The organism is Streptomyces sp. NPDC029296 (assembly GCF_055569255.1).
This window is the reverse complement of sequence record NZ_JBVHXT010000016.1, coordinates 145010-168351: the sequence shown is the minus strand read 5'-3', so window position 1 is coordinate 168351 and position 23342 is coordinate 145010. Positions and strand designations below refer to the sequence as shown.

Here is a 23342-nt window from a genome sequence, read left to right as displayed (position 1 = left end):
TTCATCGTTCGACTTGCATGTGTTAAGCACGCCGCCAGCGTTCGTCCTGAGCCAGGATCAAACTCTCCGTGAATGTTTTCCCGTAATCGGGATGAACACCACGAGAGCGGTGCGAGAGGAGGAATAGTCCTCTCGCACACAGCGTCCTCGCTGTGTTTTTTCAAAGGAACCTCGTCCCGGTCGTGATGACCGGAGACGGGGTATCAACATATCTGGCGTTGACTTTTGGCACGCTGTTGAGTTCTCAAGGAACGGTCGCTTCCTTTGTACTCACCCTCTCGGGCTTTCCTCCGGGCGCTTCCCTTCGGTCTTGCGTTTCCGACTCTATCAGATCTTTTCTCGATCCGATTTCCTCGGTGCTTTCCAGGTTTCCGCTCTCGCGTTTCCCTTTCCGGCGGTTCCGACTCTATCAGATCCTTTCGGCGTCTGATCCCCGGTCAGCGGGGTTTGCCTTCCCGGCTGTTGGGCCGTTCCGACGAGTGAGACTTTAGCGGATTCCTGGCTCCCGAGCTAATCGGGGACCGGCGTCCTTTCGAACGCGGATTCCTCATTTCGCAAATACGCACGCCAATGCAGCGACGCCGGAGCGTCGATGAAGTGGGTGGTGCTTGCGGAATGGCTGTCCGGGGACCGACCGGAGTCGGCGCTCACGTCGGACAACTCGGAGAACAGTACGGATCGGCGAGGGGCGTGTCAACTCACTGCCGGGCAGCACCCCCGAGGCGTACTGTGGACGGCGTGATGACGCGTACGTGCACCCAGCTCTGGTGGGCCGCCTGACGGCGGCCGTACTCACGTATGCACTCGACGGCCGCCGCTTCGGCGGCCGTTCTCGTCTCTCCCTCCGGGTCCGAGGGGGCCGGCCGCAGGGGCGGCGGTCCCGACCTGAAGAAGGAGTGGACATGACCCGGGTTTTCAGCGGGATCCAGCCGACCGGACATCTGACCCTGGGGAACTACCTGGGGGCCATGCGCCGCTGGGCCGAGGTGGACCAGCACCGGGCGGACTCGCTGTTCTGCGTGGTGGACCTGCACGCGCTGACCGTGGAGCACGACCCGGCGCGGCTGCGCAGGCTCAGCCGGCAGACGGCGACGCTGCTGCTGGCGGCCGGGCTCGATCCCGAGGTGTGCACCCTGTTCCTGCAGAGCCATGTCGACGAGCACACACGGCTGTCGTACCTGCTGGAGTGCGTGGCGACCGACGGCGAGATGCGGCGGATGATCCAGTACAAGGAGAAGTCCGCCAAGCAGCGGGAGCGCGGTGGCGGCCTGCGGCTGTCGCTGCTGACGTACCCGGTGCTGATGGCCGCGGACATCCTGGCGTACGGCGCGGACGAGGTGCCGGTCGGCGAGGACCAGGCGCAGCACGTGGAGCTGACCCGGGACCTGGCGGTGCGGTTCAACCAGCGTTACGGGCACACGTTCGTGGTGCCCCGGACGACGCTGCCGCCGGTGGCGGCGCGGGTGATGAACCTCCAGGACCCGACGCGGAAGATGGGGAAGTCGGACGAGTCGGGGACCGGGGTCGTCTATCTGCTGGACGAGCCGGACGTGGTGCGCAAGAAGGTGCTGCGGGCCGTGACGGACAGCGGGCGGGAGGTCGTCTACGACCGCGCGGAGCGACCGGGCCTCGCGAATCTGCTGGACATCCTCGCCGCGTGCACGGGCGGGCGCCCCGAATCGCTGGCGGACGGGTACGACTCGTACGGCGCGTTGAAGAAGGACACCGCGGAGGCCGTGGTGGAGGTGCTGCGGCCGGTGCGGGAGCGGCACCGGGAGCTGTGCGCCGATCCGGCGTATGTGGAGGGGGTGCTGCGCGAGGGCGCGGAGAAGGCGCGGGCGCTGGCCCGGCCGACGGTCGACGCGGCCCACCGGGCGATCGGGCTGCTGCCGCCCGTGGCGCAGCCCTCGCCGTGCACGGCTCGGTAGCCGGTCACCGGCCCGCGGGCGGTGCGGTGGGCCGCCGCCCGCGGGGTCCGGGCCGGTCAGTCCTTCTTGCCGGAGGCGAGCTGGCGGCTGCGGTCGCGGGCGGCTTCGAGGGCGGCGATGAGGGCCGCGCGCACGCCGTGGTTCTCCAGCTCGCGGATGGCGTTGATCGTGGTGCCCGCGGGGGAGGTGACGTTCTCCCGGAGCTTGACGGGGTGCTCCCCGCTGTCGCGGAGCATCACGGCGGCGCCGATCGCGGACTGGACGATCAGTTCGTGGGCCTTGTCGCGAGGCAGGCCGAGCAGGATTCCGGCGTCGGTCATGGCTTCGACCAGGTAGAAGAAGTAGGCCGGGCCGGAGCCGGACAGCGCGGTGCAGGCGTCCTGCTGGCTCTCGGGGACGCGCAGGGTCTTGCCGACGCCGCCGAAGATCTCCTCGGCGTGCGCGAGGTGCCGCTCGGTGGCGTGGCTGCCGGCGGAGATGACCGACATGGCCTCGTCGACGAGGGCGGGGGTGTTGGTCATGACCCGGACGACGGGGGTGCCCGGGGCCAGCCGCTCCTCGAAGAAGGAGGTGGGGATGCCGGCGGCTCCGCTGATGACCAGGCGGTCGGCGGACAGGTGCGGGGCGAGTTCGTCCAGGAGGGTGCCCATGTCCTGCGGCTTGACCGTGAGGATCAGGGTGTCGGCGGTCTTGGCGGCCTCGGTGTTGGTGACCGGGTCGACGCCGTAACGGGCGCGGAGTTCTTCGGCGCGTTCGGGCCGGCGGGCGGTGACCAGGAGGTCGGTGGGGGCCCAGCCGGCCCGGAGCATTCCGCTGAGCAGGGCTTCGCCGATCTTGCCGGTGCCGAGGACTGCGACTTTCTGGCTCATGCGGATCAGTCTGGCACCGGGGTGCGGTGTGCGGGCCGGTTGTCCGGTGGGCGGAACGGGGCGGGTCAGGGGGTGCGGGCGACGATGAGGAGGACGTCGTAGGTCTCCTCCACGACGCCGTCCGGGAAGACCTCCAGCAGGTGGGCGCGCTCCTGTTCCAGGAAGGCGGCCGTGCGCTCCTCGGGGGTGACGAGGAGGGCGGAGTGGGTGGCGACGTTGGCGAGGTGGGTGTCGATCGGGACGCGGCGGCTCCAGCGGAGCGTGCGGCGGGTGAAGTCCAGGCGTCCGCTGGGGTCGGCGCGCTCGACGCGTTCGCCTGCCTTGCGCTGCTCGGCGGCGACGTCGATGCCGAGGAAGCGTGCGGCCCGGCCGGCGGCGTCGGCCATCCAGTCGACGTCGAGGGCGTTGGTGTTCCACCACAGGGCGAGCGCGCCGCCCGGCCGCAGCACGCGCAGCGCCTCCGGGACCGAGCGCGCCGGGTCGGTCCAGTGCCAGGACTGGGCGTAGGTGAGGAGGTCGGCGGTGGCGTCGGCGACGGGCAGGGCGTTGCCGTCGCCCCGGACGAGCGGGAGGTGCGGCAGCGCGCGGCGGAACTCGGCGGCCATGCCCGCGCCGGGCTCGACGGCGAGGACGTCGGCGCCGCGGGCGTGCAGCAGGGCGCTGGCGATCCCGGTGCCGGCGCCGACGTCCACGGTCCGGGCGCCGGACAGGGGGCGGCCGGCCAGTTCCCCGACGGCGTCGAGGAGGGCGGGCGGGTAGGAGGGGCGGTTCGCGGCGTACTGGGCGGCGACGGCGTTGAAGGACCCGGCCCGGGCGGCGTGCGGGTCGGCGGAGGGGGAGGGCGGGGGGACGGCTGTCATGGGATCAGGTCTACGGCATCACGGTGAGCGCGGGGAACCCGGCGCGGGCCGGGGCGGGCGGTCCCGTGGGCGTCCGGCCGGCTGCCGTGCCGGGGGTCCGTTCCGCCGGGGTGGGCATCGTGGCCGGGTGTCCCGGACCCGGCGGGGCTCAGCGGCGGCGCTTCTTGCGGGACGGGTCGCCGGTGCGGCGGGTGGTGCGGCGGGCGTGGGCCTCGCGGGCCCGTGCGTACTCCTCGCGGTGCAGTTTCTCGCCCGGTGCCTCGATGAGGGAGCGGACGAAGTAGGCGAGGAGGGAGCCGACGAAGCCGATGGCGAGCATGCCGCGCAGGGACGCCTGGCGCTGCGGGTCGTGCCGCTTGCCGAACCCCTCCCAGGTGTTGCGGAAGGCGAACGCGCTGCAGATCGCGAACATCACCACGATCAGCACGGTCACGAAGGGGCCGGTGTCGGCGATCCGGATGCCCTGGAAGGCGAGGCGGAGCACCAGGCAGGCGGCCGCGGCCGCGGCGAGGGAGCCGGCGGCGACACCGGCGCGGCGGGCCGCGTAGCCGTTGTCGTGGTCGACCCAGGACGTGCCGAAGAAGCGCAGGGGCTCGGGGCGGGGGCCGTCGTCCCGCGCCGCGTCGCCGGTGGAGCCCGCCGGGCTGTCCGGGGTGCCGGTTTCGTCGCTCACGGCACGATTATGGCCCCGGCCGTACAAGGGCTGCGGGCCGGGGCCGGCCGTGGTCCGCGGCGGGTCAGCCGCAGCGGGGGGCGATGTAGCCGTCGCTGCCGGTGTGGACGTAGGCGTCGGAGACGTACTCGCCGTTGTCGATGAGGTCCCAGATGTTGGTCGTGCCGTAGGTGCCGGAGACCGTGGTGCCGGGTGCCTGGCAGTAGATCGGCACCCGGACGCCCTCGGGGAGCTGGCGGATCAGGTTGTACTGGGTGCCCGGGCCGCTGCGGACGTTCAGCCGGACGCCGGGCGCCACGGCGTAGGTGCGTACGGCCGCCGCCGCCTGGGCCGTCAGGCCGTCGCGGCCTTCGTCCACGCTTCCGGCCTCTGGTGTGTCGACAGACATGAAAGTGGTCCTCCCCCGTCGCTTTCCCTCTGCGGTGCGAGCCGTCGCGGGACATGTGCGCGCGACTCGGACGCAGACGCTAGCAAGCCGCCTCTGTCCCGTACGAGTCATCGACTAGGCTCCGTGCGTCGCGCGCACGGACGAACAGCACGGGGGTGGTCCATGGCGCCACAGCGCAACGCCGGAACGGACGCGGAAGCGGAACTTCCGGAATACGCCGGCCACTACCAGCTGGAGTCCTGTCTGGGATCGGGTGGCATGGGCGTCGTCCATCTCGCCCGGAGCACCTCGGGGATGAAGCTCGCGGTGAAGGTCGTGCACGCCGAATTCGCCCGGGACCCGGAGTTCAGGGGGCGTTTCCGGCAGGAGGTGGCCGCCGCGCGCCGGGTCAGCGGTGCCTTCACCGCGCCCGTCGTCGACGCCGATCCGGAGGCCGACCGGCCCTGGATGGCCACCCTGTACATTCCCGGGCCGACCCTCTCCGAGCACGTCAAGCGGAGCGGGCCCATGACTCCGGAGCAGTTGCGGCGGCTGATGGCGGGGCTCGCCGAGGCGCTGCGCGACATCCACCGGGTCGGCGTGGTGCACCGGGATCTGAAGCCCGGCAACGTGCTGCTCGCCGAGGACGGTCCGAAGGTCATCGACTTCGGCATCTCCCGGCCGAAGGACAGCGAGCTGCGCACCGAGACGGGCAAGCTGATCGGCACCCCGCCGTTCATGGCGCCCGAGCAGTTCCGCCGGCCCCGGGAGGTCGGTCCGGCCGCCGACGTCTTCGCGCTGGGTTCGGTGATGGTGCACGCGGCCACCGGGCGCGGCCCGTTCGACTCCGACAGTCCCTACGTCGTCGCCTACCAGGTCGTCCACGACGAGCCCGATCTGACCGGGGTGCCGGTGGGGCTCGCGTCGCTGGTGCGCAGGTGCCTGGCCAAGGAGCCCGCCGACCGGCCCACCCCGGACGAGCTGATGCGGGAGCTGCGGTCGGTGGCGGCCTCGTACGACACCCAGGCGTTCATACCGGCGCAGCGGACGGGTGAGGAGCCGGGGACGCCGGCGCCGGAGCCCGCCTCGGCTCCGGCCTCCGCGGGTCCCGGCCGGCGCCGGGTGTGGCGCGTGGGGCGCGGGCGGGCGGCGGCGTCCGTGCCGGAGCCGGCACCGGGCGGTGCCGCGCGGCCCGGGCGGCGGATGGTCGCGCTGGCGGCGGGCGTGCTCGGGCTGGCGCTGGTGGGCGGACTCGTCGCGGTGTGGGGGGCGGGGCGAAACGATCAGGCCGGCCGGGGCGGGGACGCGCCCGCCCTGACGGCGGCTTCCGGGGGCTGGACGGCCCGGCCGGCGGTCGGCGGCGCGGGCATGCCGCAGTGCTCGTACGGCGCGGGGAAGCTGCTCTGCGCGCGGCCGGGCGTCGTCTTCGCGCTCTCCCCGGCCGACGGCCGGCTGCTGTGGCGGCACGGGACCGGCACCCGGACCACGAGCGGCCCGCCGGTCGTCTCCGGCGGGCTGGTGCAGCCGTACACGGACGGCGGCGCCCGGCTCGCGGGACTCGACCCGGACACGGGCGAGGAGGTGTGGCGGCGCGGGCTGCCCGCCGGGACGACGGTGCGCTACGCCGGGGACACCGCCCTGCTCGTCGGGGCCGGCGGCACGGTCACCGGCGTGGACGGCGCGACGGGCCGCACCCGCTGGCAGGGCACGGTTCCCGGTCAGGGCGTGCCGTTCTTCGACGCGTTCCCCGGCGACTCGTCGGCCTACGCGACCCGTACGTCCGCCGACGGCACGCACACCCGGGTGACCGCCGTGGATCCGGTGAGCGGCCGGGTGCGGTGGGACGTCCGTCTGCGCGGCTGGCTGAAGCCGGTCGCCGCGGGGGCCGACGGGTCGGTGTTCCTCCTGGCCTTCGACCACGGGTACGGCGCCCGGGAGGTGGTCCGCTATTCCCCCGCGACGGGTGCGGCCCGGCGGGTCGCGCTGCCCACCGTGCTCGACGGCGCGCACGCCACCGTGCGCGGGAACGTCGTCTACGTCCTGGCCACCGGGGGCTCCCTGGACGCCGTGGACGTGGCGGCGGGCCGGCGGCTGTGGCACCTGGAGACGTCGGTGAGCCGGGGTTCGCTGCCGGTCGCGCGGGGCGAGCGGGTGTACCTGACCGCGAGCGACGGCCGGCTGCTCGCCGTCGACGCCCGCGGGGGGCGGCTGGTCGGGCAGACACCCGCGCGGCTCGGCACCGACTCGGCGCGGGTCATGAGCACCCCGCCCGCCCCGGTGCCGGTCGGCACCCGAATCTGCGCGACCGCGCCCGACGGCACCGTGTTCACCGTGGACGGCCGCTCGCCGGGAGCGTGGTGAGCCGGGCTTCCGGCCGCCCGCCGCCGGCCTGCCGGGCCGGGCGGCCGGGTACGGCGAAGGGGCCGCCCCCGTCCGGAGGGCGGCCCCTGTCCGTGGCCGGTCAGCCCAGGCGGGACACGTCGCGCACCGCGCCCTTGTCGGCGCTCGTGGCCATCGCCGCGTAGGCGCGCAGGGCGGCGGAGACCTTGCGGTCGCGGTTCTTCGGGGCGTAGACGCCGTTCAGGGCCTGCTCGCGGCGGGCCAGTTCGGCGTCGTCGACCAGCAGCTCGATCGTGCGGTTCGGGATGTCGATGCGGATGCGGTCGCCGTCGCGGACCAGGGCGATGGTGCCGCCGGAGGCCGCCTCGGGGGAGGCGTGGCCGATGGACAGGCCCGAGGTGCCGCCGGAGAAGCGGCCGTCGGTGATCAGGGCGCAGGTCTTGCCGAGGCCGCGGCCCTTCAGGTACGAGGTCGGGTACAGCATCTCCTGCATGCCGGGGCCGCCTTTGGGGCCCTCGTAGCGGATGACGACGACGTCGCCGTCCTTGACCTCCTGGGTGAGGATCCGCTGGACGGCCTCCTCCTGGGACTCGCAGACGACCGCCGGGCCCTCGAAGGTCCAGATCGACTCGTCCACGCCGGCCGTCTTGACCACGCAGCCGTCGACCGCGAGGTTGCCGCGCAGCACCGCCAGGCCGCCGTCCTTGGAGTAGGCGTGCTCGGCGGAGCGGATGCAGCCGTTCTCGGCGTCCTCGTCCAGGGCCTCCCAGCGCTCGGACTGGGAGAAGGCCTCGGCGGAGCGGACGCAGCCGGGGGCCGCGTGCCACAGCTCGACCGCCTCGGGCGAGGGCGAGCCGCCGCGGACGTCCCAGGTCTTCAGCCAGTCGGCCAGGGACGGGCTGTGCACGGCGTGCACGTCCTCGTTGAGCAGGCCGGCGCGGTGCAGCTCGCCCAGCAGGGCCGGGATGCCGCCGGCGCGGTGCACGTCCTCCATGTAGTACGTGCGGTCCTTGGCGACGTTCGGGGCGACCTTCGCCAGGCAGGGCACGCGGCGCGAGACGGCGTCGATCTCGTCCAGGCCGAACGGGACGCCCGCCTCCTGCGCGGCGGCCAGAAGGTGCAGGATCGTGTTGGTGGAGCCGCCCATCGCGATGTCCAGGGCCATGGCGTTCTCGAAGGCCTGGAAGGTGGCGATGTTGCGGGGCAGGACGGTGTCGTCGTCCTGGTCGTAGTAGCGGCGGGTGATGTCCATGACCGTGCGGGCCGCGTTCTCGTACAGGGCGCGGCGGGCGGTGTGGGTGGCGAGGACCGAGCCGTTGCCGGGCAGGGACAGGCCGATGGCCTCGGTCAGGCAGTTCATCGAGTTGGCGGTGAACATGCCGGAACAGCTGCCGCAGGTCGGGCAGGCGTTCTCCTCGATGCGGAGGATGTCCTCGTCGGAGATCTTGTCGTTGACGGCGTCGGAGATCGCGTCGACCAGGTCGAGCGTGCGGACCGTGCCGTCCACCAGGGTGGCGCGGCCGGACTCCATGGGGCCGCCGGAGACGAACACCGTCGGGATGTTCAGGCGCAGGGCCGCCATCAGCATGCCCGGGGTGATCTTGTCGCAGTTGGAGATGCAGATCAGGGCGTCGGCGCAGTGGGCCTCGACCATGTACTCGACCGAGTCCGCGATCAGGTCGCGCGAGGGCAGGGAGTACAGCATGCCGCCGTGGCCCATGGCGATGCCGTCGTCCACCGCGATGGTGTTGAACTCGCGCGGGATGCCGCCGGCCTCCCTGATCGCCTCGCTGACGATCCGGCCGACCGGCTGGAGGTGGGTGTGGCCGGGCACGAACTCGGTGAAGGAGTTGGCGACGGCGATGATCGGCTTCCGGCCGATGTCCGCACCGGGTACACCGGAGGCGCGCATAAGGGCGCGGGCGCCCGCCATGTTGCGGCCGTGGGTGACTGTGCGGGACCTCAGCTGGGGCATCGTCGCTCGCTCCTTCAGACGGGTGTGCCTGCTGTCGAGCGTACGCCGGTCATCCAGCTGGCGGGACAAGGTGTCCGAATCCCGGGACGCCTGTTTCACCGGGCGCCACCGGACGGCCTCTCACGGGGCGGTCAGGTGCCCCTGCACGACGGGGGCGACGCGGGCGATGATCCGCTCCAGGTCCGCCGACGCCAGCGGTTCGAGCCTGATCACGTACCGCAGCATGGCGCAGCCGACCAGCTGGGCGGCGGCCAGCTCGGCGCGCAGCTCGGCGTCCGGCAGCTCCAGCTGGGCGGCGATGCGGCGCATCAGCTGGGTGGCGACCAGGCGGCGGAAGACGGCGGCGGCCGTGTCGTTGTCGACGGCCGAGCGCACGATCGCCAGCAGCGGGGGACGCGTGGCGGGGTCCTCCCAGACGCCGAACACGAACCGGGTCAGCCGCTCGCCGATCCCGTCCGCCGGGCCCTCGGCGATCGCGTCCGGCGCGCTCAGGGCGGGGGCGAAGGCGACCGCGACGGCCGCCTCGAAGACCTGCTCCTTGGTGCCGAAGTAGTGGTGGACCAGCGCCGAGTCCACACCGGCGGCCTTGGCGATGCCGCGCACGGACGTCTTCTCGTACCCGCGCGCGGAGAACTCCTCGCGGGCGACGGCGAGGATCCGGTCCCGGGTGCCGGCGGACTCGGTGCGCGGGGGGCGGCCACGGCGCCGGGCGGGGGGGCCGGGGGTGCCGCCGTCCGCCGCCGGGGCGCGGGACGGGGTCATCGCCGGGGCACCCGTACGGCCGCCGTGCTCAGGTGGGCGCGGGTGAAGGCCAGCGCCTCGGCGAGGTCGGCCTCGCGCTCGGCGCCGGACATCGCGCGCCGGGTGTTGACCTCGATCACCACGTGGCCGTCGAACCCGGTGCGCACGAGGCGCTCCAGCAGCTCGGCGCAGGGCTGGGTGCCGCGGCCGGGCACCAGGTGCTCGTCCTTGGCCGAGCCCCGGCCGTCGGCGAGGTGGACGTGCCCGAGCCGGTCGCCCATGCGGTCGACCATGTCCAGGGCGTCGGTGCGGGCCGTCGCCGTGTGGCTGAGGTCGATCGTGAAGTGCCGGTAGTCGTCGTGGGTGACGTCCCAGTCGGGGGCGTAGGCGAGCATCTCGCGGTCGCGGTAGCGCCAGGGGTACATGTTCTCGACGGCGAACCGTACGTCCGTCTCGTCCGCCATCCGCCAGATGCCCTCGACGAAGCCCCGGGCGTACTGCCGCTGCCAGCGGAACGGCGGGTGGACGACGACGGTGGAGGCCCCGAGCTTCTCCGCCGCCGCCCGCGCCCGGCGCAGCTTCGTCCAGGGGTCGGTGGTCCACACCCGCTGGGTGATCAGCAGGCAGGGGGCGTGGACGGCCAGGACGGGAACGCCGTGATAGTCCGACAGCCGGCGCAGCGCCTCGATGTCCTGGCTCACCGGGTCGGTCCACACCATGACCTCGACGCCGTCGTAACCGAGGCGCGCGGCGATCTCGAAGGCGGTCGCCGTGGACTCCGGGTAGACGGAGGCGGTCGAGAGCGCGATGCGCACGTCCGTTGGTTCAGCCACGTCCGTCACCATACGGCGTCGGGCGGGGCGGGTGCCGGGTGCCGATTATCCGTTGTGAGGTTTGCCATTCGGGCGCCGCGGACGCGGTGCCCCGCGGGCCCGGGAGCGCTATGCCGTGACCATGTGGTCGAGGCGCCGCAGGATCACGCCTTCCCGCAGGGCCCAGGGGCAGATCTCCAGTCGCTCCACGCCGAAGAGGTCCATCGCGCCCTCGGCCACCAGGGCGCCCGCGAGGAGCTGGCCGGCCCTGCCCTCGGACACCCCGGGGAGCCCGGCGCGCTGGCCGGCGGTCATGCCGGCCAGCTTCGGGACCCAGGCCTCCAGGGACTCGCGCTTGAGCTCGCGCTGGACGTGGAGGCCGTCGGCGCTGCGGGCGGCGCCGGCTATGCGGGCGAGCTGCTTGAAGGTCTTGGAGGTGGCGACCACGTGGTCGGGGGCGCCGAAGCGGGCGAACTCGCCGACCGTGCGGGCGATCTCGGTACGGACGTGGCGGCGCAGGGCGCGGACGTCCTCCGGAGCGGGCGGGTCGCCGGGCAGCCAGCCGGCGGTGAGGCGGCCGGCGCCGAGCGGCAGGGAGACCGCCGCGTCCGGCTCCTCGTCCATGCCGTGGGCGATCTCCAGGGAGCCGCCGCCGATGTCCAGGACCAGCAGCTTCCCGGCGGACCAGCCGAACCAGCGGCGTACGGCGAGGAAGGTGAGCCGGGCCTCCTCCTCGCCGGAGAGGACCTGGAGGCGTACGCCGGTCTTGTCGGCCACGCGCCCCAGGACGTCGTCGGCGTTGCCTGCCTCGCGGACGGCGGAGGTCGCGAACGGCAGCAGGTCCTCGACGCCCTTGTCCTCGGCGGCCCGGAGCGCGTCCTGGACGACCTCGATCAGCTTGTCGATGCCGCTCTCGTCGATCGCACCGCTGTCGTCGAGGAGTTGGGCGAGCCGGAGTTCGACCTTGTGGGAGTGCGCGGGCAGGGGGCGCGCGCCGGGGTGGGCGTCCACCACCAGCAGATGCACCGTGTTCGAACCCACGTCCAGGACACCGAGTCTCATGTACGGAAACCTACTGCCAGATCCTCCGTCCTCGGTGTCCCCGGTGCTCCCCGGCCACTTACCCTGGACGGGTGCCAAAGACGAAAAAGGCGAAGGCCGACAAAGCAGGCAAGGTCGGCAAGGCGGGCGAAGAGCGTGTGGCCGCCGGAACTCCCGAGGAGGCGAGGGTGAGCGACGAGAAGGGGCTCGACTTCGCCCGTGCCTGGGTGGAGTTCCCGGACCCGGCGGACGACGAGCAGGTCTTCCGCTGCGATCTGACCTGGCTGACCTCTCGCTGGAACTGCATCTTCGGCAGTGGTTGCCAGGGCATCCAGGCGGGGCGCGCGGACGACGGGTGCTGCTCGCTGGGCGCGCACTTCTCCGACGAGGACGACGAGAAGCGGGTCGCCGGGCACGTGGCGCGGCTCACCCCGGAGATCTGGCAGCACCACGACGAGGGCACGCGCGGCGGCTGGATCTCCGAGGACGAGGAGGGGTCCCGGCAGACGCGGCCCTTCCAGGGTTCGTGCATCTTCCAGAACCGGCCGGGGTTCGCGGGCGGCGCGGGCTGCTCGCTGCACATCCTGGCCCTGAAGGAGGGGCGCGAGCCGCTGGAGACCAAGCCGGACGTGTGCTGGCAGCTGCCGGTCCGGCGGACCTACGACTGGATCGAGCGCCCGGACGACACGCGCGTGCTCCAGGTGTCCATCGGCGAGTACGACCGCCGGGGCTGGGGCCCGGGCGGCCACGACCTGCACTGGTGGTGCACCTCGGCGACGTCCGCCCACGGGGCGGGCGAGCCGGTCTACGTCTCCTACCGCGCCGAACTCACGGAACTGATGGGCAAGGCCGGTTACGACCGCCTGGCCGAACTGTGCGCGCAGCGCCTGGCCTCCCAGCTGCCCCTGGTGGCCCCGCATCCCGCGGATCCCGTGGAGTAGCCGGGGTTTTCCACCGTCCTCCCGCCCGCCGCCGCCTCCTGGCCGGTGGGCTGCCCGGCGTGCGCTCCCCTCCCCCGGTCCCTAGCTCCCCGAAGGGCTCGGCACCCCTGTTTCCGAGGGGGTCGGGAGCGGGGTGTCCGCAGGGGAGGGGGGCGGGGTGGACGGGGGCGGGGTCGGCGCCGGGGGCGGGGAGGTGCCGGCCGGTGGGGTGGTCGGGAGTGTGGAGGGCGTCGGAGAGGCGGACGGGGAGGAGGGGCGCGGGGCCGGGCGGGTCGGGCGGGCCGGTGCCGTGCCGTAGCCGTCGATGGAGACCACCGCGCCCGCCGGGGCCACCGCCACGCGCGCGTGCCAGGGACCGGACGGCTCGCGGAGGTGATCGACGTACACCTTGACCGTCAGCGTCCGGCCGGGGGCGAGCGTTCCCGAGGACCGGCTGAAGTAGAGCCACGCGGCCGGCGTGGACACCGACCAGCGGATCCCGGACGACCCCGGGGAGGCGGTGAGGGTGATCAGCGTGGTGTCCCCGTCGTTCGCCGCGCCGACCGCCAGCCGCGCCGCGTCCCTCCCGTCCGTGCCGCCGACGCTCACGACCTGCACGGAGACGTCCGCCTTGCCGTCGCCGCCGATGCGCGGGCCCGCCTTCGCCCCGGCGTTCCCCGCGTTCCCGTAACCGTCGGCCGGGCCGTCGCCGAGCGCGTCGGGCTCCTGTGCCTCGCGGGCGGTCGCGGACGGCCCGTCGTCCTGCCCGGCCGGCCCGCCCCGGTACGCGGCCCACAGCGCGAGGACGGGCGCGGCGACGACCGTGGCGACCACCGTGGTGGTGACGGCACGCGCACGCATCCGGTCCCGGCGGGCCGCCCGGTCCTCGGGGTCCATCGGGAAGCCGCGCCGGTCGAAGCGGGGCACGCCCGCGCCACGCGCACGCGGCTGGTGCGCCAGCGCCATGTGGAGGGCCGTGCGCGGCGCCTCCAGGACGGGCAGCTCGGCGGGGGTGACCGTGGCGCCGGGCCAGCGGCCGGGGACGGCGCGCTCGGCGGTGCGGCGGCAGCGCGGGCAGTCGTCCACGTGCCGGACCAGTTCACGGCGCAGGGTCGTGCTCAGGACCAGCCGGTTGTCCCCGGTGAGGTGGGCCACGCTCGGACAGCCGCCCGCCTCGACGACGGCGAGGGCCGCACGGGTCCGCTCCACCTCGCAGGCGGCGGAGGCAAGCAGCTCGCGGGCGGCGGCGGGCTGGAGGCCGAGGACGGCGGCGACCTCGTGGGCCGCGAGGTGGTGGCGGACGGCGAGTTCCAGGGCCTCGCGCTGCTCGGGGGTGGTGCCGGCCGCCTCCGGCCAGGCCAGCAGGGCGAGTTCGCGGCGCCGCCGCTCCTCGGCCTCCGGCGCGAGAGCCGCCTCCGGGCCGCCCGCGCCCCTTCCGGCGCCTCTGCCCGCGCCTCTGCCCGCGCCTCTTCCGGCGTCCACGCCGATCCCGGCACCGGCACCGAACCCGGGCCCGGCCCCCGCCCCGGCCTCAAGCCCTGCCCCGGTCCCGCCCCCGGCGCCCGGCCCCGCGCCCGGGCCCCTCGCGGCGGCGGCCCCGCCCCGGCCCGCCGCGTGCGTGCCCTGGCGTCGCCGCTTCGTCTCGGCCAGTCCGCGCAGGCACGCCCAGCGGGACAGGGCGTAGAGCCAGGCCCTGAGGTCGCCGGGGGACTCGGGGCGGCGGTGGCCGCGCCGGCCGGCCACGGCGAGGGCGTCGGCGAGGGCGCCGGTGGCCGCGTCGTGGTCGCACAGCACCGACAGGCAGTAGGTGAACAGGCCGTCCAGATACGAGTCGTAGGGCGCCGGCGTGCGCTGGGCGATGGTGCGCGCGGCGGCACGGTCGCGCGCCTCACGGGCCTCGCGTGCTTCTCGTGCCTCACGCGCCTCCCGTCGCGCGTCACACGGCTCGTTCCGCGCCTGGTGCGCCCCGGCGGTGCGGGTGGTGGTCTCCGGGCTGCTGCTCATCACCCGTGCGACCGTAGGCGGCGCCGGAGTGCCCCTTCGGGAACCTTGAGCAGTTTTAATCCGTACGGGTGAAACGATCCCTCATAAGGGGACAAGTACACCGTGTTCCCGCGTCCGGTTCCCGGGAGGGCCGGCCGGGAAGCGGCCGTCGCGGTCCCGTTGTCAGTGCCGGGGGCTACGGTTTCCGCATGGCTGCCCGTACCAAGACCACCAAGGACCGCCCGTCGTACCGCTGCACGGAGTGCGGCTGGCAGACGGCCAAGTGGCTCGGCCGCTGCCCCGAATGCCAGGCGTGGGGCACGGTCGAGGAGTACGGCGCGCCCGCGGTCCGCACGACGGCGCCGGGCCGGGTCAGCACCTCCGCGCTGCCGATCGGCCAGGTCGACGGCCGGCAGGCCACCGCCCGCGCCACCGGCGTGCCCGAACTGGACCGGGTGCTCGGCGGCGGCCTCGTGCCGGGCGCGGTCGTCCTGCTCGCGGGCGAGCCGGGCGTCGGCAAGTCCACCCTGCTGCTGGACGTGGCCGCCAAGTCGGCGAGCGCCGAGCACCGCACCCTCTATGTCACCGGTGAGGAGTCGGCGAGCCAGGTGCGGCTGCGCGCCGACCGCATCGGCGCCCTGGACGACCATCTGTACCTGGCGGCGGAGACCGACCTGGCCGCCGTCCTCGGTCACCTGGACGAGGTCAAGCCGTCCCTGCTGATCCTCGACTCGGTGCAGACGGTCGCCTCGCCCGAGATCGACGGCGCGCCCGGCGGCATGGCCCAGGTCCGGGAGGTGGCCGGCGCGCTGATCCGCGCCTCCAAGGATCGCGGCATGTCCACGCTGCTGGTGGGCCACGTCACCAAGGACGGCGCCATCGCCGGTCCCCGCCTGCTGGAACACCTGGTGGACGTCGTGCTGCACTTCGAGGGCGACCGGCACGCGCGCCTGCGCCTGGTGCGGGGCGTGAAGAACCGGTACGGGGCGACGGACGAGGTCGGCTGCTTCGAGCTGCACGACGAGGGCATCACGGGCCTCGCCGACCCCAGCGGCCTGTTCCTGACCCGCCGCGCCGAGCCGGTGCCGGGCACCTGCCTGACCGTCACCCTGGAGGGCCGCCGCCCGCTGGTGGCCGAGGTGCAGGCGCTGACCGTGGACTCGCAGATCCCCTCCCCGCGGCGCACGACGTCCGGTCTGGAGACCTCGCGGGTGTCGATGATGCTGGCCGTGCTGGAGCAGCGCGGCCGGATCAGCGCGCTCGGCAAGCGGGACATCTACTCCGCGACGGTCGGCGGGGTGAAGCTGTCGGAGCCCGCCGCCGACCTCGCCATCGCGCTCGCCCTGGCCTCCGCCGCCAGCGACACCCCGCTGCCGAAGAACCTGGTGGCGATCGGCGAGGTGGGGCTGGCCGGCGAGGTCAGACGGGTCACGGGGGTGCAGCGCAGGCTCGCCGAGGCGCACCGGCTGGGCTTCACACACGCGCTCGTGCCGTCGGATCCGGGCAAGGTGCCGGCCGGCATGAAGGTGCTGGAGGTCGCCGACATGGGGGACGCGCTGCGGGTTCTGCCGCGCTCCCGTCGCCGAGAGGCCCCACGGGAGGCGGAGGAGCGCCGGTAGACTTTGCCCTGGTCTCGCCCGTCCGTACGAACCGAGTGCGGGTACGGGGGCGCGTCAGAACCTGCGACCGGAGGAGTGCAGTGGCAGCCAACGACCGGGCAGCGGCTCCCGGCAAGTCCGGTGGGAGTGCCGGTTCCGACGGTCTGATGCGCGCCTCGCTGAGCGCCGTGGCACCGGGCACGCCCCTGCGGGACGGCCTGGAGCGGGTTCTGCGCGGCAACACCGGCGGTCTCATCGTCCTCGGCTCCGACAAGACGGTCGAGGCGATGTGCACGGGCGGGTTCGTGCTGGACGTCGAGTTCACGGCCACCCGGCTCAGGGAGCTGTGCAAGCTGGACGGCGGCATCGTGCTGTCGTCGGACCTGTCGAAGATCCTGCGCGCGGGCGTGCAGCTGGTGCCGGACCCGACGATCCCCACGGAGGAGACGGGCACGCGGCACCGCACGGCGGACCGGGTGAGCAAGCAGGTCGGCTTCCCGGTGGTCTCGGTCTCCCAGTCGATGCGGCTGATCGCCCTGTACGTGGACGGTCAGCGGCGCGTCCTGGAGGACTCGGCGGCGATCCTGTCCCGCGCGAACCAGGCGCTGGCGACCCTGGAGCGGTACAAGCTGCGGCTGGACGAGGTCGCGGGCACGCTGTCGGCGCTGGAGATCGAGGACCTGGTGACGGTCCGGGACGTCTCGGCGGTCGCGCAGCGGCTGGAGATGGTCCGCCGCATCGCGACCGAGATCGCCGAGTACGTGGTCGAGCTGGGCACCGACGGCCGGCTTCTCGCGCTCCAGCTGGAGGAGTTGATCGCCGGGGTCGAGCCGGACCGCGAGCTGGTCGTCCGCGACTATGTGCCCGAGCCGACGGCGAAGCGGTCCCGCACGGTCGAGGAGGCGCTGGCCGAGCTGGACGCGCTGACCCACGCGGAGCTGCTGGAGCTGGGCACGGTGGCGCGTGCGCTGGGCTACACCGCGTCGCCCGAGTCGCTGGACTCGGCGGTCTCGCCGCGCGGCTTCCGGCTGCTGGCCAAGGTGCCGCGGCTGCCGGGCGCCATCATCGACCGGCTCGTGGAGCACTTCGGGGGCCTGCAGAAGCTGCTGGCCGCGAGCGTGGACGACCTGCAGACCGTGGACGGCGTGGGCGAGGCGCGGGCGCGCAGCGTCCGGGAGGGGCTGTCGCGGCTCGCGGAGTCGTCGATCCTGGAGCGGTACGTCTGAGGTTTCGGCGGGGCGCCTGACAGCCCGGGCCTTCCGGTCGGTCGGCGGCTGCGGGTTCGTCGTGGTTGCCCGCGCCGTTCCCCGCGCCCTTGCGGGCCGCTCTCAGTCCGCCGACAGCACGAACGACGCCTGGAGCTTGCCGTGGCCGGGAGCCTTGGCCTCCAGCAGGTAGGTGCCGGGCTTGGCCGCACCGCCGGACGGGGTCGCGCAGCGCGCGGCGCTCGGCTCGCGGTCCCACTTGACGGTGTAGGTGACGCTCTGTCCGGCCGGCACCCGGAAGGCGAGGCTGCCCGGGCCCTCGGGGCAGTCGTCCGAGGACCAGAACGCGTCGTCGCCGTCCGCCGGGGTGATCGTCAACACAGCGCGCTTCGGGCCGAGATCGACCTTGCAGTCCGCCGACGAGCCGTTCTTCGCGGTGAGTTCGAAGGTCGGGGTCTGGTCCGGCGAGTAGGAGTTGCGGACGCTGCGCAGGCTCAACGCCACCGCGTCGGGGGTGCAGTCGGGCAGCGTGGAGGAGCCGGGGAGCGCGTCGCCCGCGGCGACGGCGGCACCGCCGGAACCCGCGCCCGCGGAACCGGCCGGGCCGCCGGACCCGCCGGCCCCGGACGAGCCGCCGGAGCCCGCGGCCGATCCCGGGACGCCGCCGTCACCGGAGCCCCCGGAGTCCCCGCCGCCGCCGGTGTCCCCGCCGCCCGACTCGTCGCGCCCGCCCGGGTGTTGGCTGATCGCGGAGCCGGACGGACTCGGTCCGGGCGTGATGGTGTGCGTGGGGTTCTTGCCGTCGGACCCGGCGGTGTCCTTCTTGCCACCTCCGCCGCCGGTGGTGACGATCACCGTGATCACGAGCGCCAACAGGGCGACCACGGACAGCAGTACGACCCTCCGACGCCAGTAGATGGAGGAGGGAAGCGGCCCGACCGGATTGCGCAGAGATCCCACGCGCAAACTGTACGAGAGATCGCCGCGCTCGCTCGCGTCACCCGCCGCGCCGCGGTGAACTTTTCCGGATCATCATTTCGCCTAACTGCGTTGGACGGTGCGGCCCTTAGCGTTTCGCCACGCTCGGTGACCGCACCCTCACGCACGACACCCGGCCACCCGTGGCAGGATCGAAGGGCCATGACTGAGAAGCTCCACGCCCCCGTGATCGCCTGGTTCGACGCCCATGCCCGTGACCTCCCCTGGCGCCGCCCGGAGGCGGGCCCGTGGGGCGTGATGGTCAGCGAGTTCATGCTCCAGCAGACCCCGGTGAACCGGGTGCTGCCCGTCTACGAGGAATGGCTGACCCGCTGGCCGCGCCCCGCCGACCTGGCGAAGGAGGCGCCGGGCGAGGCGGTGCGCGCCTGGGGCCGGCTCGGCTACCCGCGCCGCGCCCTGCGGCTGCACGGCGCCGCGGTCGCCATAACGGAGCGGCACGGCGGGGACGTGCCGACGGACCACGCGCAACTGCTGGCGCTGCCCGGGATCGGCGAGTACACGGCGGCGGCCGTCGCCTCCTTCGCCTACGGGCAGCGGCACGCGGTGCTGGACACCAATGTGCGCCGGGTGATCGCGCGGGCGGTGACCGGGGTGCAGTACCCGCCGAACGCGACCACGGCCGCCGAACGGCGCCTGGCCCGGGAACTGCTGCCCGAGGACGAGCGGACCGCCGCGCGGTGGGCCGCCGCCTCCATGGAGCTGGGCGCGCTGGTGTGCACGGCGAAGAACGAGGGGTGCGGGCGGTGCCCGATCGCCGGGCAGTGCGCCTGGCGGCTGGCGGGCAAGCCGGAGCACTCGGGGCCGCCGCGGCGCGGACAGACGTACGCCGGTACGGACCGGCAGGTGCGCGGCAAGCTGCTGGCCGTGCTGCGCGAGGCGCACGTGCCGGTGCCGCAGGCGGCGCTGGACCGGGTGTGGCACGAGCCGGTGCAGCGGGCCCGCGCGCTGGACGGGCTGGTCGCGGACGGTCTGGTGGAGCCGCTGCCCGGCGGTCTGTACCGGCTGCCGCTGGGCTGACACACAGCCAGGTCACATTCCCGGGGCGTACGTTACGAAGGAACCAATACCTCATAACGCCCCATAAAGGGACGCAACTTCCCTGCGCCCTACCCTGTCACGGCTTCCGTTACACAACCGACGGATAGCCGATTGCCAGCCGCAGGCTGGTCCGCACAGCCCCGTGACAACCGCTCCGTAACTTCTTGTCCGTGCCCGGCGGACCACCGGGCTCGGGGACAGCGGGACTTCCGGCAGGAGCCGGAGGCACGACGGGGAACGGAGGCGGTTGATCATGTCGCAGGGCGAGGTGCTCGAATTCGAGGAGTACGTCCGCACCCGGCAGGACGCGCTGCTGCGCAGTGCCCGCCGGCTGGTGCCGGACCCGGTCGACGCCCAGGACCTGCTGCAGACCGCGCTGGTGCGGACGTACGGCCGCTGGGAGGGCATCGCCGACAAGCGGCTCGCCGACGCCTATCTGCGCCGGGTCATGATCAATACGCGGACCGAGTGGTGGCGGGCGCGCAAGCTGGAGGAAGTGCCGACCGAGCAGCTGCCGGACGCCTCCGTGGCGGACGCCACCGAGCAGCACGCGGACCGGGCCCTGCTGATGGACGTCCTGAAGGTGCTCGCACCCAAGCAGCGCAGTGTCGTGGTGCTGCGACACTGGGAGCAGATGTCCACAGAGGAGACGGCCGCGGCCCTCGGCATGTCGGCCGGTACGGTCAAGAGCACGCTGCACCGGGCGCTCGCCCGGCTCCGCGAGGAGCTGGAGGCCCGCGATCTGGACGCACGCGCGCTGGAGCGTGAGGAGCGGGAGCGTTGCGCGGCCTGACCGGGGCCGGGCCCGACGGGGTCCGAGGGAGTTCACAGGCGGTGATCGCGGTGGGGACCGCGCTCGCCGCCCTCGCCCTTTTCCTCGCCGCCTGCGGCAGCGGGGGCACCGGCGCCCGGGACGAGGGCCCGGCGCACGCCTCGGCGGCGGCGGACGCCGCCGCCGCTCCCTCCCCCTCCCCCAGCACCGCCTTCGGCAAGTTCCGGCGGGTGGACGCCGTGGCGCTGCTCAAGCGCGACCCCGGGGTGTCGGCGGCGGTCAAGCGGGAGCTGAAGCCGTGCGACGGCGACGACTACCAGGTCGACGTCTCGTACGCCGATCTCACCGACGCCCCGGTGGACGACGTCGTCATCAACGTGATGACCTGCGCGGACTGGGTCGGCATCGGCTCGTACGTGTACCGGGACGAGGACGGCGTGTTCCGGAACGTCTTCAAGAGCGAGGAGTCCCCGGTCTACGCGGAGATCGACCGCGGCACCCTGTCGGTGACCCGGCAGTATTACGAGCAGGACGACCCGATCTCCAGCCCGTCCGGTGACATCGTGACCCCCTACACCTGGAAGGCGGGCCGGTTCGTCCCGGGCAAACCCACCCGCAACGAGTACGGCAAGTCCGCCGACGGCACCCCGCGGCCGGTGCCGGGCACCTGATCCCCCACACGCACATCATGAGGACTGAGAGCACCGGGATGGCAGACCAGACCCACGTTCTGTTCGTCGAGGACGACGACGTCATCCGCGAGGCCACCCAGCTCGCCCTGGAGCGGGACGGCTTCGCGGTCACCGCGATGCCCGACGGCCTGTCGGGCCTGGAGGCGTTCCGGGCGGACCGCCCCGACATCGCCCTGCTGGACGTCATGGTGCCGGGCCTGGACGGGGTCAGCCTGTGCCGGCGGATCCGGGACGAGTCGACCGTGCCGGTGATCATGCTGTCGGCGCGCGCCGACTCCATCGACGTCGTCCTCGGCCTGGAGGCGGGCGCCGACGACTACGTGACCAAGCCGTTCGACGGTGCCGTGCTGGTCGCCCGGATCCGCGCGGTGCTGCGCCGCTTCGGGCACGCGGGCGGGGAGCGGGCGCAGGAGCCCGGGGCCGCGGTCACCGGCACGCTGACCTTCGGGGACCTGGAGATCGACACCGAGGGCATGGAGGTGCGGCGGGCCGGACGGCCGGTGGCGCTCACCCCGACCGAGATGCGGCTGCTGCTGGAGTTCTCCTCCGCGCCGGGCACCGTGCTCTCCCGCGACAAGCTGCTGGAACGCGTGTGGGACTACGGCTGGGGCGGGGACACCCGGGTCGTGGACGTGCACGTGCAGCGGCTGCGGCAGAAGATCGGCCAGGACCGGATCGAGACGGTCCGCGGCTTCGGTTACAAGCTGAAGGCCTGAGCGGGGCGGTATGCGGGGGATCCTGCGGCACCCGGTGCGGCGCGTGGAACGCGCGGGACTGCGCACGGGGCTCAGATGGAAGCTGAGCGCGGCGATCGCGCTGGTGGCCGGCCTGGTGGCGGTCGTGCTGAGCCTGGTCGTGCACAACGCGGCCCGGGTCTCGATGCTGGACAACGCGCGCGAGCTGGCCAACGACCGCCTGGTGCTGGCCCAGCGCAACTACGAACTGAACCGGGGACCGGTCTTCCCCTACGTCCAGGTCGACGACCCCGAGCTGCCGGACGCGCTGCGCGAGAGCGTCGAGCGGGGCCGGCGGGCCAGTGACGTCTCCCGGCACGGCAAGGACCCGGACATCTGGGCGGCCGTCCCGGTCAAGGGCGGGCACGTGCTGTCCGTGCACCTGCACCTGCCGGACCGCAGCGTCGACATGCTGAGGGACCTGGACCAGGCCCTGGTCATCGGCTCGGTCGCGGTGGTGCTCGGCGGCAGCGCGCTCGGCGTGCTGATCGGCGGGCAGCTGTCCCGCCGGCTGCGGAAGGCGGCGGCCGCCGCGAACCAGGTCGCCAAGGGCGAGACCGAGGTGCGGGTGCGGGAGGCCATCGGCGGGGTCGTACGGGACGAGACCGACGATCTGGCGCGCGCGGTGGACGCCATGGCGGACGCGCTGCGGCAGCGGCTGGAGGCCGAGCGGCGGGTCACCGCCGACATCGCGCACGAGCTGCGCACCCCGGTGACCGGGCTGCTGACGGCGGCGGAACTGCTGCCGCCCGGGCGGCCCACGGAACTGGTCCTGGACCGGGCCAAGGCGATGCGCACGCTGGTCGAGGACGTGCTGGAGGTGGCCCGGCTGGACAGCGCCTCGGAGCGGGCGGAACTGCAGGACATCATGCTGGGCGAGTTCGTCGCGCGCCGGGTGGCGGCCAAGGACCCGGAGGCCGCCGTGCGGGTCGTGCACGAGTCGGAGGTCACCACCGATCCGCGCCGGCTGGAGCGGGTGCTCTTCAACCTGCTCGCCAACGCCGCCCGGCACGGCCGGCCGCCGATCGAGGTCACCGTGGAGGGCCGGGTCATCCGGGTCCGCGACCACGGCCCCGGCTTCCCGGAGGAGCTGCTGGCCGAGGGACCGAGCCGGTTCCGCACCGGCAGCAAGGACCGCGCCGGGCAGGGCCACGGGCTGGGCCTGACCATCGCGGCCGGCCAGGCCCGCGTCCTCGGCGCCCGGTTGACCTTCCGCAACGTGCGCCCCGTCGGCACCCCCGCCCACCTGCCCGCCGAGGGTGCGGTCGCCGTCCTGTGGCTCCCGGAGCACGCCCCCACCAACACGGGCAGCTATCCGATGCTGCCGGTGTCCGGGGGGAACCGGCGACGGACGTAGCACCGGGGCGGGCGGATCGGTCACGGTCGTCGCCGTCCACCCACGGGCCGCACGGTCGCGCGGGCCGTGGTGTTCCTGTCCACCGACGGGCGCACGGTCGCGCGGGCCGTGGTGTCCCTGTCCACCGACGGGCGCCCGCCCGGCCCGGTCCGGGCAGCTATCCGATGCTTCCGGTGTCCGGGAGGAACCGGCGACGGACGTAGCACCGGGGGCAGGCGGACCGGTCACGGTCGTCCCCGCCCACCCACGGGCCGCACGGTCGCGCAGGCCATGGTGTTCCTGTCCACCGACGGGCGCCCGCCCGGCCCGCCCCGGTCCGGTATCCCGACGGGGGCCGCGCCCCGCGCCGAGGTGCCGGGCCCCCGCGTCTCGCCGTCGCGCGGCTCGTCCTCGGCGCCGGCCGCCCACGCGATGCCGCGGGCGGTGCGCCCGGCCCGG

Annotated in this window: 20 protein-coding genes and 1 rRNA gene; 10 read left to right on the top strand and 11 right to left on the bottom strand. The window is 73.9% G+C overall.

Annotated elements, in window-relative coordinates; translation table 11 throughout:
- Positions 1-73, bottom strand: a 16S ribosomal RNA gene (locus ACZ4W9_RS16675); the annotation flags it as partial.
- Positions 74-902: 829 nt separating this feature from the next.
- Here ACZ4W9_RS16675 and trpS point away from each other — a divergent pair.
- Positions 903-1928: a tryptophan--tRNA ligase gene (trpS, locus tag ACZ4W9_RS16670; protein WP_467936206.1), complete on the top strand. Its 1026-nt coding sequence runs from the start codon at positions 903-905 to the stop codon at positions 1926-1928.
- A gap of 56 nt (positions 1929-1984) precedes the next feature.
- Here trpS and proC read toward each other — a convergent pair whose 3' ends face one another.
- The 4 genes from proC to ACZ4W9_RS16650 all read right to left on the bottom strand — a co-directional run bounded on the left by proC (position 1985) and on the right by ACZ4W9_RS16650 (position 4718).
- Positions 1985-2797: a pyrroline-5-carboxylate reductase gene (gene proC / locus ACZ4W9_RS16665; protein WP_467936204.1), complete on the bottom strand. Its 813-nt coding sequence runs from the start codon at positions 2795-2797 to the stop codon at positions 1985-1987.
- Between the two features lie 65 nt (positions 2798-2862).
- Entirely contained in the window at positions 2863-3657 is a 795-nt protein-coding gene (locus ACZ4W9_RS16660) for a class I SAM-dependent methyltransferase (RefSeq protein ID WP_467936202.1), read from the bottom strand.
- A gap of 148 nt (positions 3658-3805) precedes the next feature.
- A complete protein-coding gene (locus ACZ4W9_RS16655; RefSeq protein WP_467936200.1) occupies positions 3806-4330 on the bottom strand; it encodes an EamA/RhaT family transporter in 525 nt (174 codons plus the stop codon).
- Positions 4331-4394: 64 nt separating this feature from the next.
- Positions 4395-4718, bottom strand: a complete 324-nt coding sequence (locus tag ACZ4W9_RS16650; protein WP_467936198.1) for an SH3 domain-containing protein — start codon at positions 4716-4718, stop codon at positions 4395-4397.
- Positions 4719-4880: 162 nt separating this feature from the next.
- Here ACZ4W9_RS16650 and ACZ4W9_RS16645 point away from each other — a divergent pair, with 162 nt between their 5' ends.
- Positions 4881-7058, top strand: a complete 2178-nt coding sequence (locus ACZ4W9_RS16645; protein ID WP_467936196.1) for a serine/threonine-protein kinase — start codon at positions 4881-4883, stop codon at positions 7056-7058.
- 100 nt (positions 7059-7158) lie between these two features.
- Here the strand turns inward: ACZ4W9_RS16645 and ilvD are convergent, their stop codons facing one another.
- The 4 genes from ilvD to ACZ4W9_RS16625 form a co-directional block, all read right to left on the bottom strand.
- Positions 7159-9012, bottom strand: coding sequence for a dihydroxy-acid dehydratase (gene ilvD, locus ACZ4W9_RS16640; RefSeq protein ID WP_467936194.1), 1854 nt, complete (start codon positions 9010-9012; stop codon positions 7159-7161).
- Positions 9013-9132: 120 nt separating this feature from the next.
- A complete protein-coding gene (locus ACZ4W9_RS16635; protein WP_467936192.1) occupies positions 9133-9774 on the bottom strand; it encodes a TetR/AcrR family transcriptional regulator in 642 nt (213 codons plus the stop codon).
- Positions 9771-10598, bottom strand: coding sequence for a sugar phosphate isomerase/epimerase family protein (locus ACZ4W9_RS16630; RefSeq protein ID WP_467936190.1), 828 nt, complete (start codon positions 10596-10598; stop codon positions 9771-9773). The genes ACZ4W9_RS16635 and ACZ4W9_RS16630 overlap by 4 nt, the downstream gene beginning before the upstream one ends.
- Positions 10599-10694: 96 nt before the next feature.
- Positions 10695-11627, bottom strand: coding sequence for a Ppx/GppA family phosphatase (locus tag ACZ4W9_RS16625; RefSeq protein WP_467936188.1), 933 nt, complete (start codon positions 11625-11627; stop codon positions 10695-10697).
- Positions 11628-11764: 137 nt separating this feature from the next.
- Here ACZ4W9_RS16625 and ACZ4W9_RS16620 point away from each other — a divergent pair, with 137 nt between their 5' ends.
- Positions 11765-12547 carry a DUF3109 family protein gene (locus ACZ4W9_RS16620; protein ID WP_467936226.1) on the top strand — a complete coding sequence of 261 codons (783 nt, stop codon included), beginning with the start codon at positions 11765-11767 and terminating at the stop codon, positions 12545-12547.
- A gap of 81 nt (positions 12548-12628) precedes the next feature.
- Here the strand turns inward: ACZ4W9_RS16620 and ACZ4W9_RS16615 are convergent, their stop codons facing one another.
- Positions 12629-14530 carry a hypothetical protein gene (locus tag ACZ4W9_RS16615; RefSeq protein ID WP_467936186.1) on the bottom strand — a complete coding sequence of 634 codons (1902 nt, stop codon included), beginning with the start codon at positions 14528-14530 and terminating at the stop codon, positions 12629-12631.
- A gap of 188 nt (positions 14531-14718) precedes the next feature.
- Here ACZ4W9_RS16615 and radA point away from each other — a divergent pair, with 188 nt between their 5' ends.
- Complete coding sequence (gene radA / locus ACZ4W9_RS16610) at positions 14719-16128, top strand: DNA repair protein RadA (protein WP_467936184.1); 1410 nt, start codon at positions 14719-14721, stop codon at positions 16126-16128.
- Positions 16129-16208: 80 nt separating this feature from the next.
- Positions 16209-17333, top strand: coding sequence for a DNA integrity scanning diadenylate cyclase DisA (gene disA, locus ACZ4W9_RS16605; RefSeq protein ID WP_030781598.1), 1125 nt, complete (start codon positions 16209-16211; stop codon positions 17331-17333).
- Positions 17334-17435: 102 nt separating this feature from the next.
- On the opposite strand, the gene ACZ4W9_RS16600 is transcribed toward disA, so the two are convergent.
- Complete coding sequence (locus tag ACZ4W9_RS16600; RefSeq protein ID WP_467936182.1) at positions 17436-18272, bottom strand: hypothetical protein; 837 nt, start codon at positions 18270-18272, stop codon at positions 17436-17438.
- Positions 18273-18452: 180 nt separating this feature from the next.
- Here ACZ4W9_RS16600 and ACZ4W9_RS16595 point away from each other — a divergent pair, with 180 nt between their 5' ends.
- The 5 genes from ACZ4W9_RS16595 (at position 18453) to cseC (ending at position 22904) form a co-directional block, all read left to right on the top strand.
- On the top strand, positions 18453-19328 hold the full coding sequence (locus ACZ4W9_RS16595; RefSeq protein ID WP_467936180.1) for an HhH-GPD family protein: 876 nt from the start codon (positions 18453-18455) through the stop codon (positions 19326-19328).
- A gap of 274 nt (positions 19329-19602) precedes the next feature.
- Positions 19603-20142 (top strand): SigE family RNA polymerase sigma factor, encoded by a 540-nt coding sequence (locus ACZ4W9_RS16590; RefSeq protein ID WP_467936178.1) that lies wholly within the window; start codon positions 19603-19605, stop codon positions 20140-20142.
- A 41-nt stretch (positions 20143-20183) separates the two neighbouring features.
- Positions 20184-20792, top strand: coding sequence for a hypothetical protein (locus tag ACZ4W9_RS16585; protein WP_467936176.1), 609 nt, complete (start codon positions 20184-20186; stop codon positions 20790-20792).
- A gap of 38 nt (positions 20793-20830) precedes the next feature.
- Positions 20831-21529: a two-component system response regulator CseB gene (cseB, locus tag ACZ4W9_RS16580; RefSeq protein WP_467936174.1), complete on the top strand. Its 699-nt coding sequence runs from the start codon at positions 20831-20833 to the stop codon at positions 21527-21529.
- A 10-nt stretch (positions 21530-21539) separates the two neighbouring features.
- The gene (gene cseC / locus ACZ4W9_RS16575) at positions 21540-22904 is read left to right on the top strand and encodes a two-component system sensor histidine kinase CseC (RefSeq protein ID WP_467936172.1); all 1365 of its coding nucleotides are present in this window, start codon (positions 21540-21542) and stop codon (positions 22902-22904) included.
- The last annotated feature ends 438 nt before the right edge of the window (positions 22905-23342 follow it).

Bases quoted from the DNA above. Each gene is read 5' to 3' on its own strand.
- ACZ4W9_RS16590 (WP_467936178.1), top strand. From the start codon at position 19,603: ATGTCGCAGGGCGAGGTGCTCGAATTCGAGGAGTACGTCCGCACCCGG.
- ACZ4W9_RS16595 (WP_467936180.1), top strand. From the start codon at position 18,453: ATGACTGAGAAGCTCCACGCCCCCGTGATCGCCTGGTTCGACGCCCAT.
- ACZ4W9_RS16635 (WP_467936192.1), bottom strand. From the start codon at position 9,774: ATGACCCCGTCCCGCGCCCCGGCGGCGGACGGCGGCACCCCCGGCCCC.
- ACZ4W9_RS16615 (WP_467936186.1), bottom strand. From the start codon at position 14,530: ATGAGCAGCAGCCCGGAGACCACCACCCGCACCGCCGGGGCGCACCAG.
- ACZ4W9_RS16645 (WP_467936196.1), top strand. From the start codon at position 4,881: ATGGCGCCACAGCGCAACGCCGGAACGGACGCGGAAGCGGAACTTCCG.
- radA (WP_467936184.1), top strand. From the start codon at position 14,719: ATGGCTGCCCGTACCAAGACCACCAAGGACCGCCCGTCGTACCGCTGC.
- trpS (WP_467936206.1), top strand. From the start codon at position 903: ATGACCCGGGTTTTCAGCGGGATCCAGCCGACCGGACATCTGACCCTG.
- ilvD (WP_467936194.1), bottom strand. From the start codon at position 9,012: ATGCCCCAGCTGAGGTCCCGCACAGTCACCCACGGCCGCAACATGGCG.
- cseB (WP_467936174.1), top strand. From the start codon at position 20,831: ATGGCAGACCAGACCCACGTTCTGTTCGTCGAGGACGACGACGTCATC.
- ACZ4W9_RS16660 (WP_467936202.1), bottom strand. From the start codon at position 3,657: ATGACAGCCGTCCCCCCGCCCTCCCCCTCCGCCGACCCGCACGCCGCC.
- cseC (WP_467936172.1), top strand. From the start codon at position 21,540: ATGCGGGGGATCCTGCGGCACCCGGTGCGGCGCGTGGAACGCGCGGGA.
- proC (WP_467936204.1), bottom strand. From the start codon at position 2,797: ATGAGCCAGAAAGTCGCAGTCCTCGGCACCGGCAAGATCGGCGAAGCC.
- ACZ4W9_RS16625 (WP_467936188.1), bottom strand. From the start codon at position 11,627: ATGAGACTCGGTGTCCTGGACGTGGGTTCGAACACGGTGCATCTGCTG.
- ACZ4W9_RS16630 (WP_467936190.1), bottom strand. From the start codon at position 10,598: ATGGTGACGGACGTGGCTGAACCAACGGACGTGCGCATCGCGCTCTCG.
- ACZ4W9_RS16650 (WP_467936198.1), bottom strand. From the start codon at position 4,718: ATGTCTGTCGACACACCAGAGGCCGGAAGCGTGGACGAAGGCCGCGAC.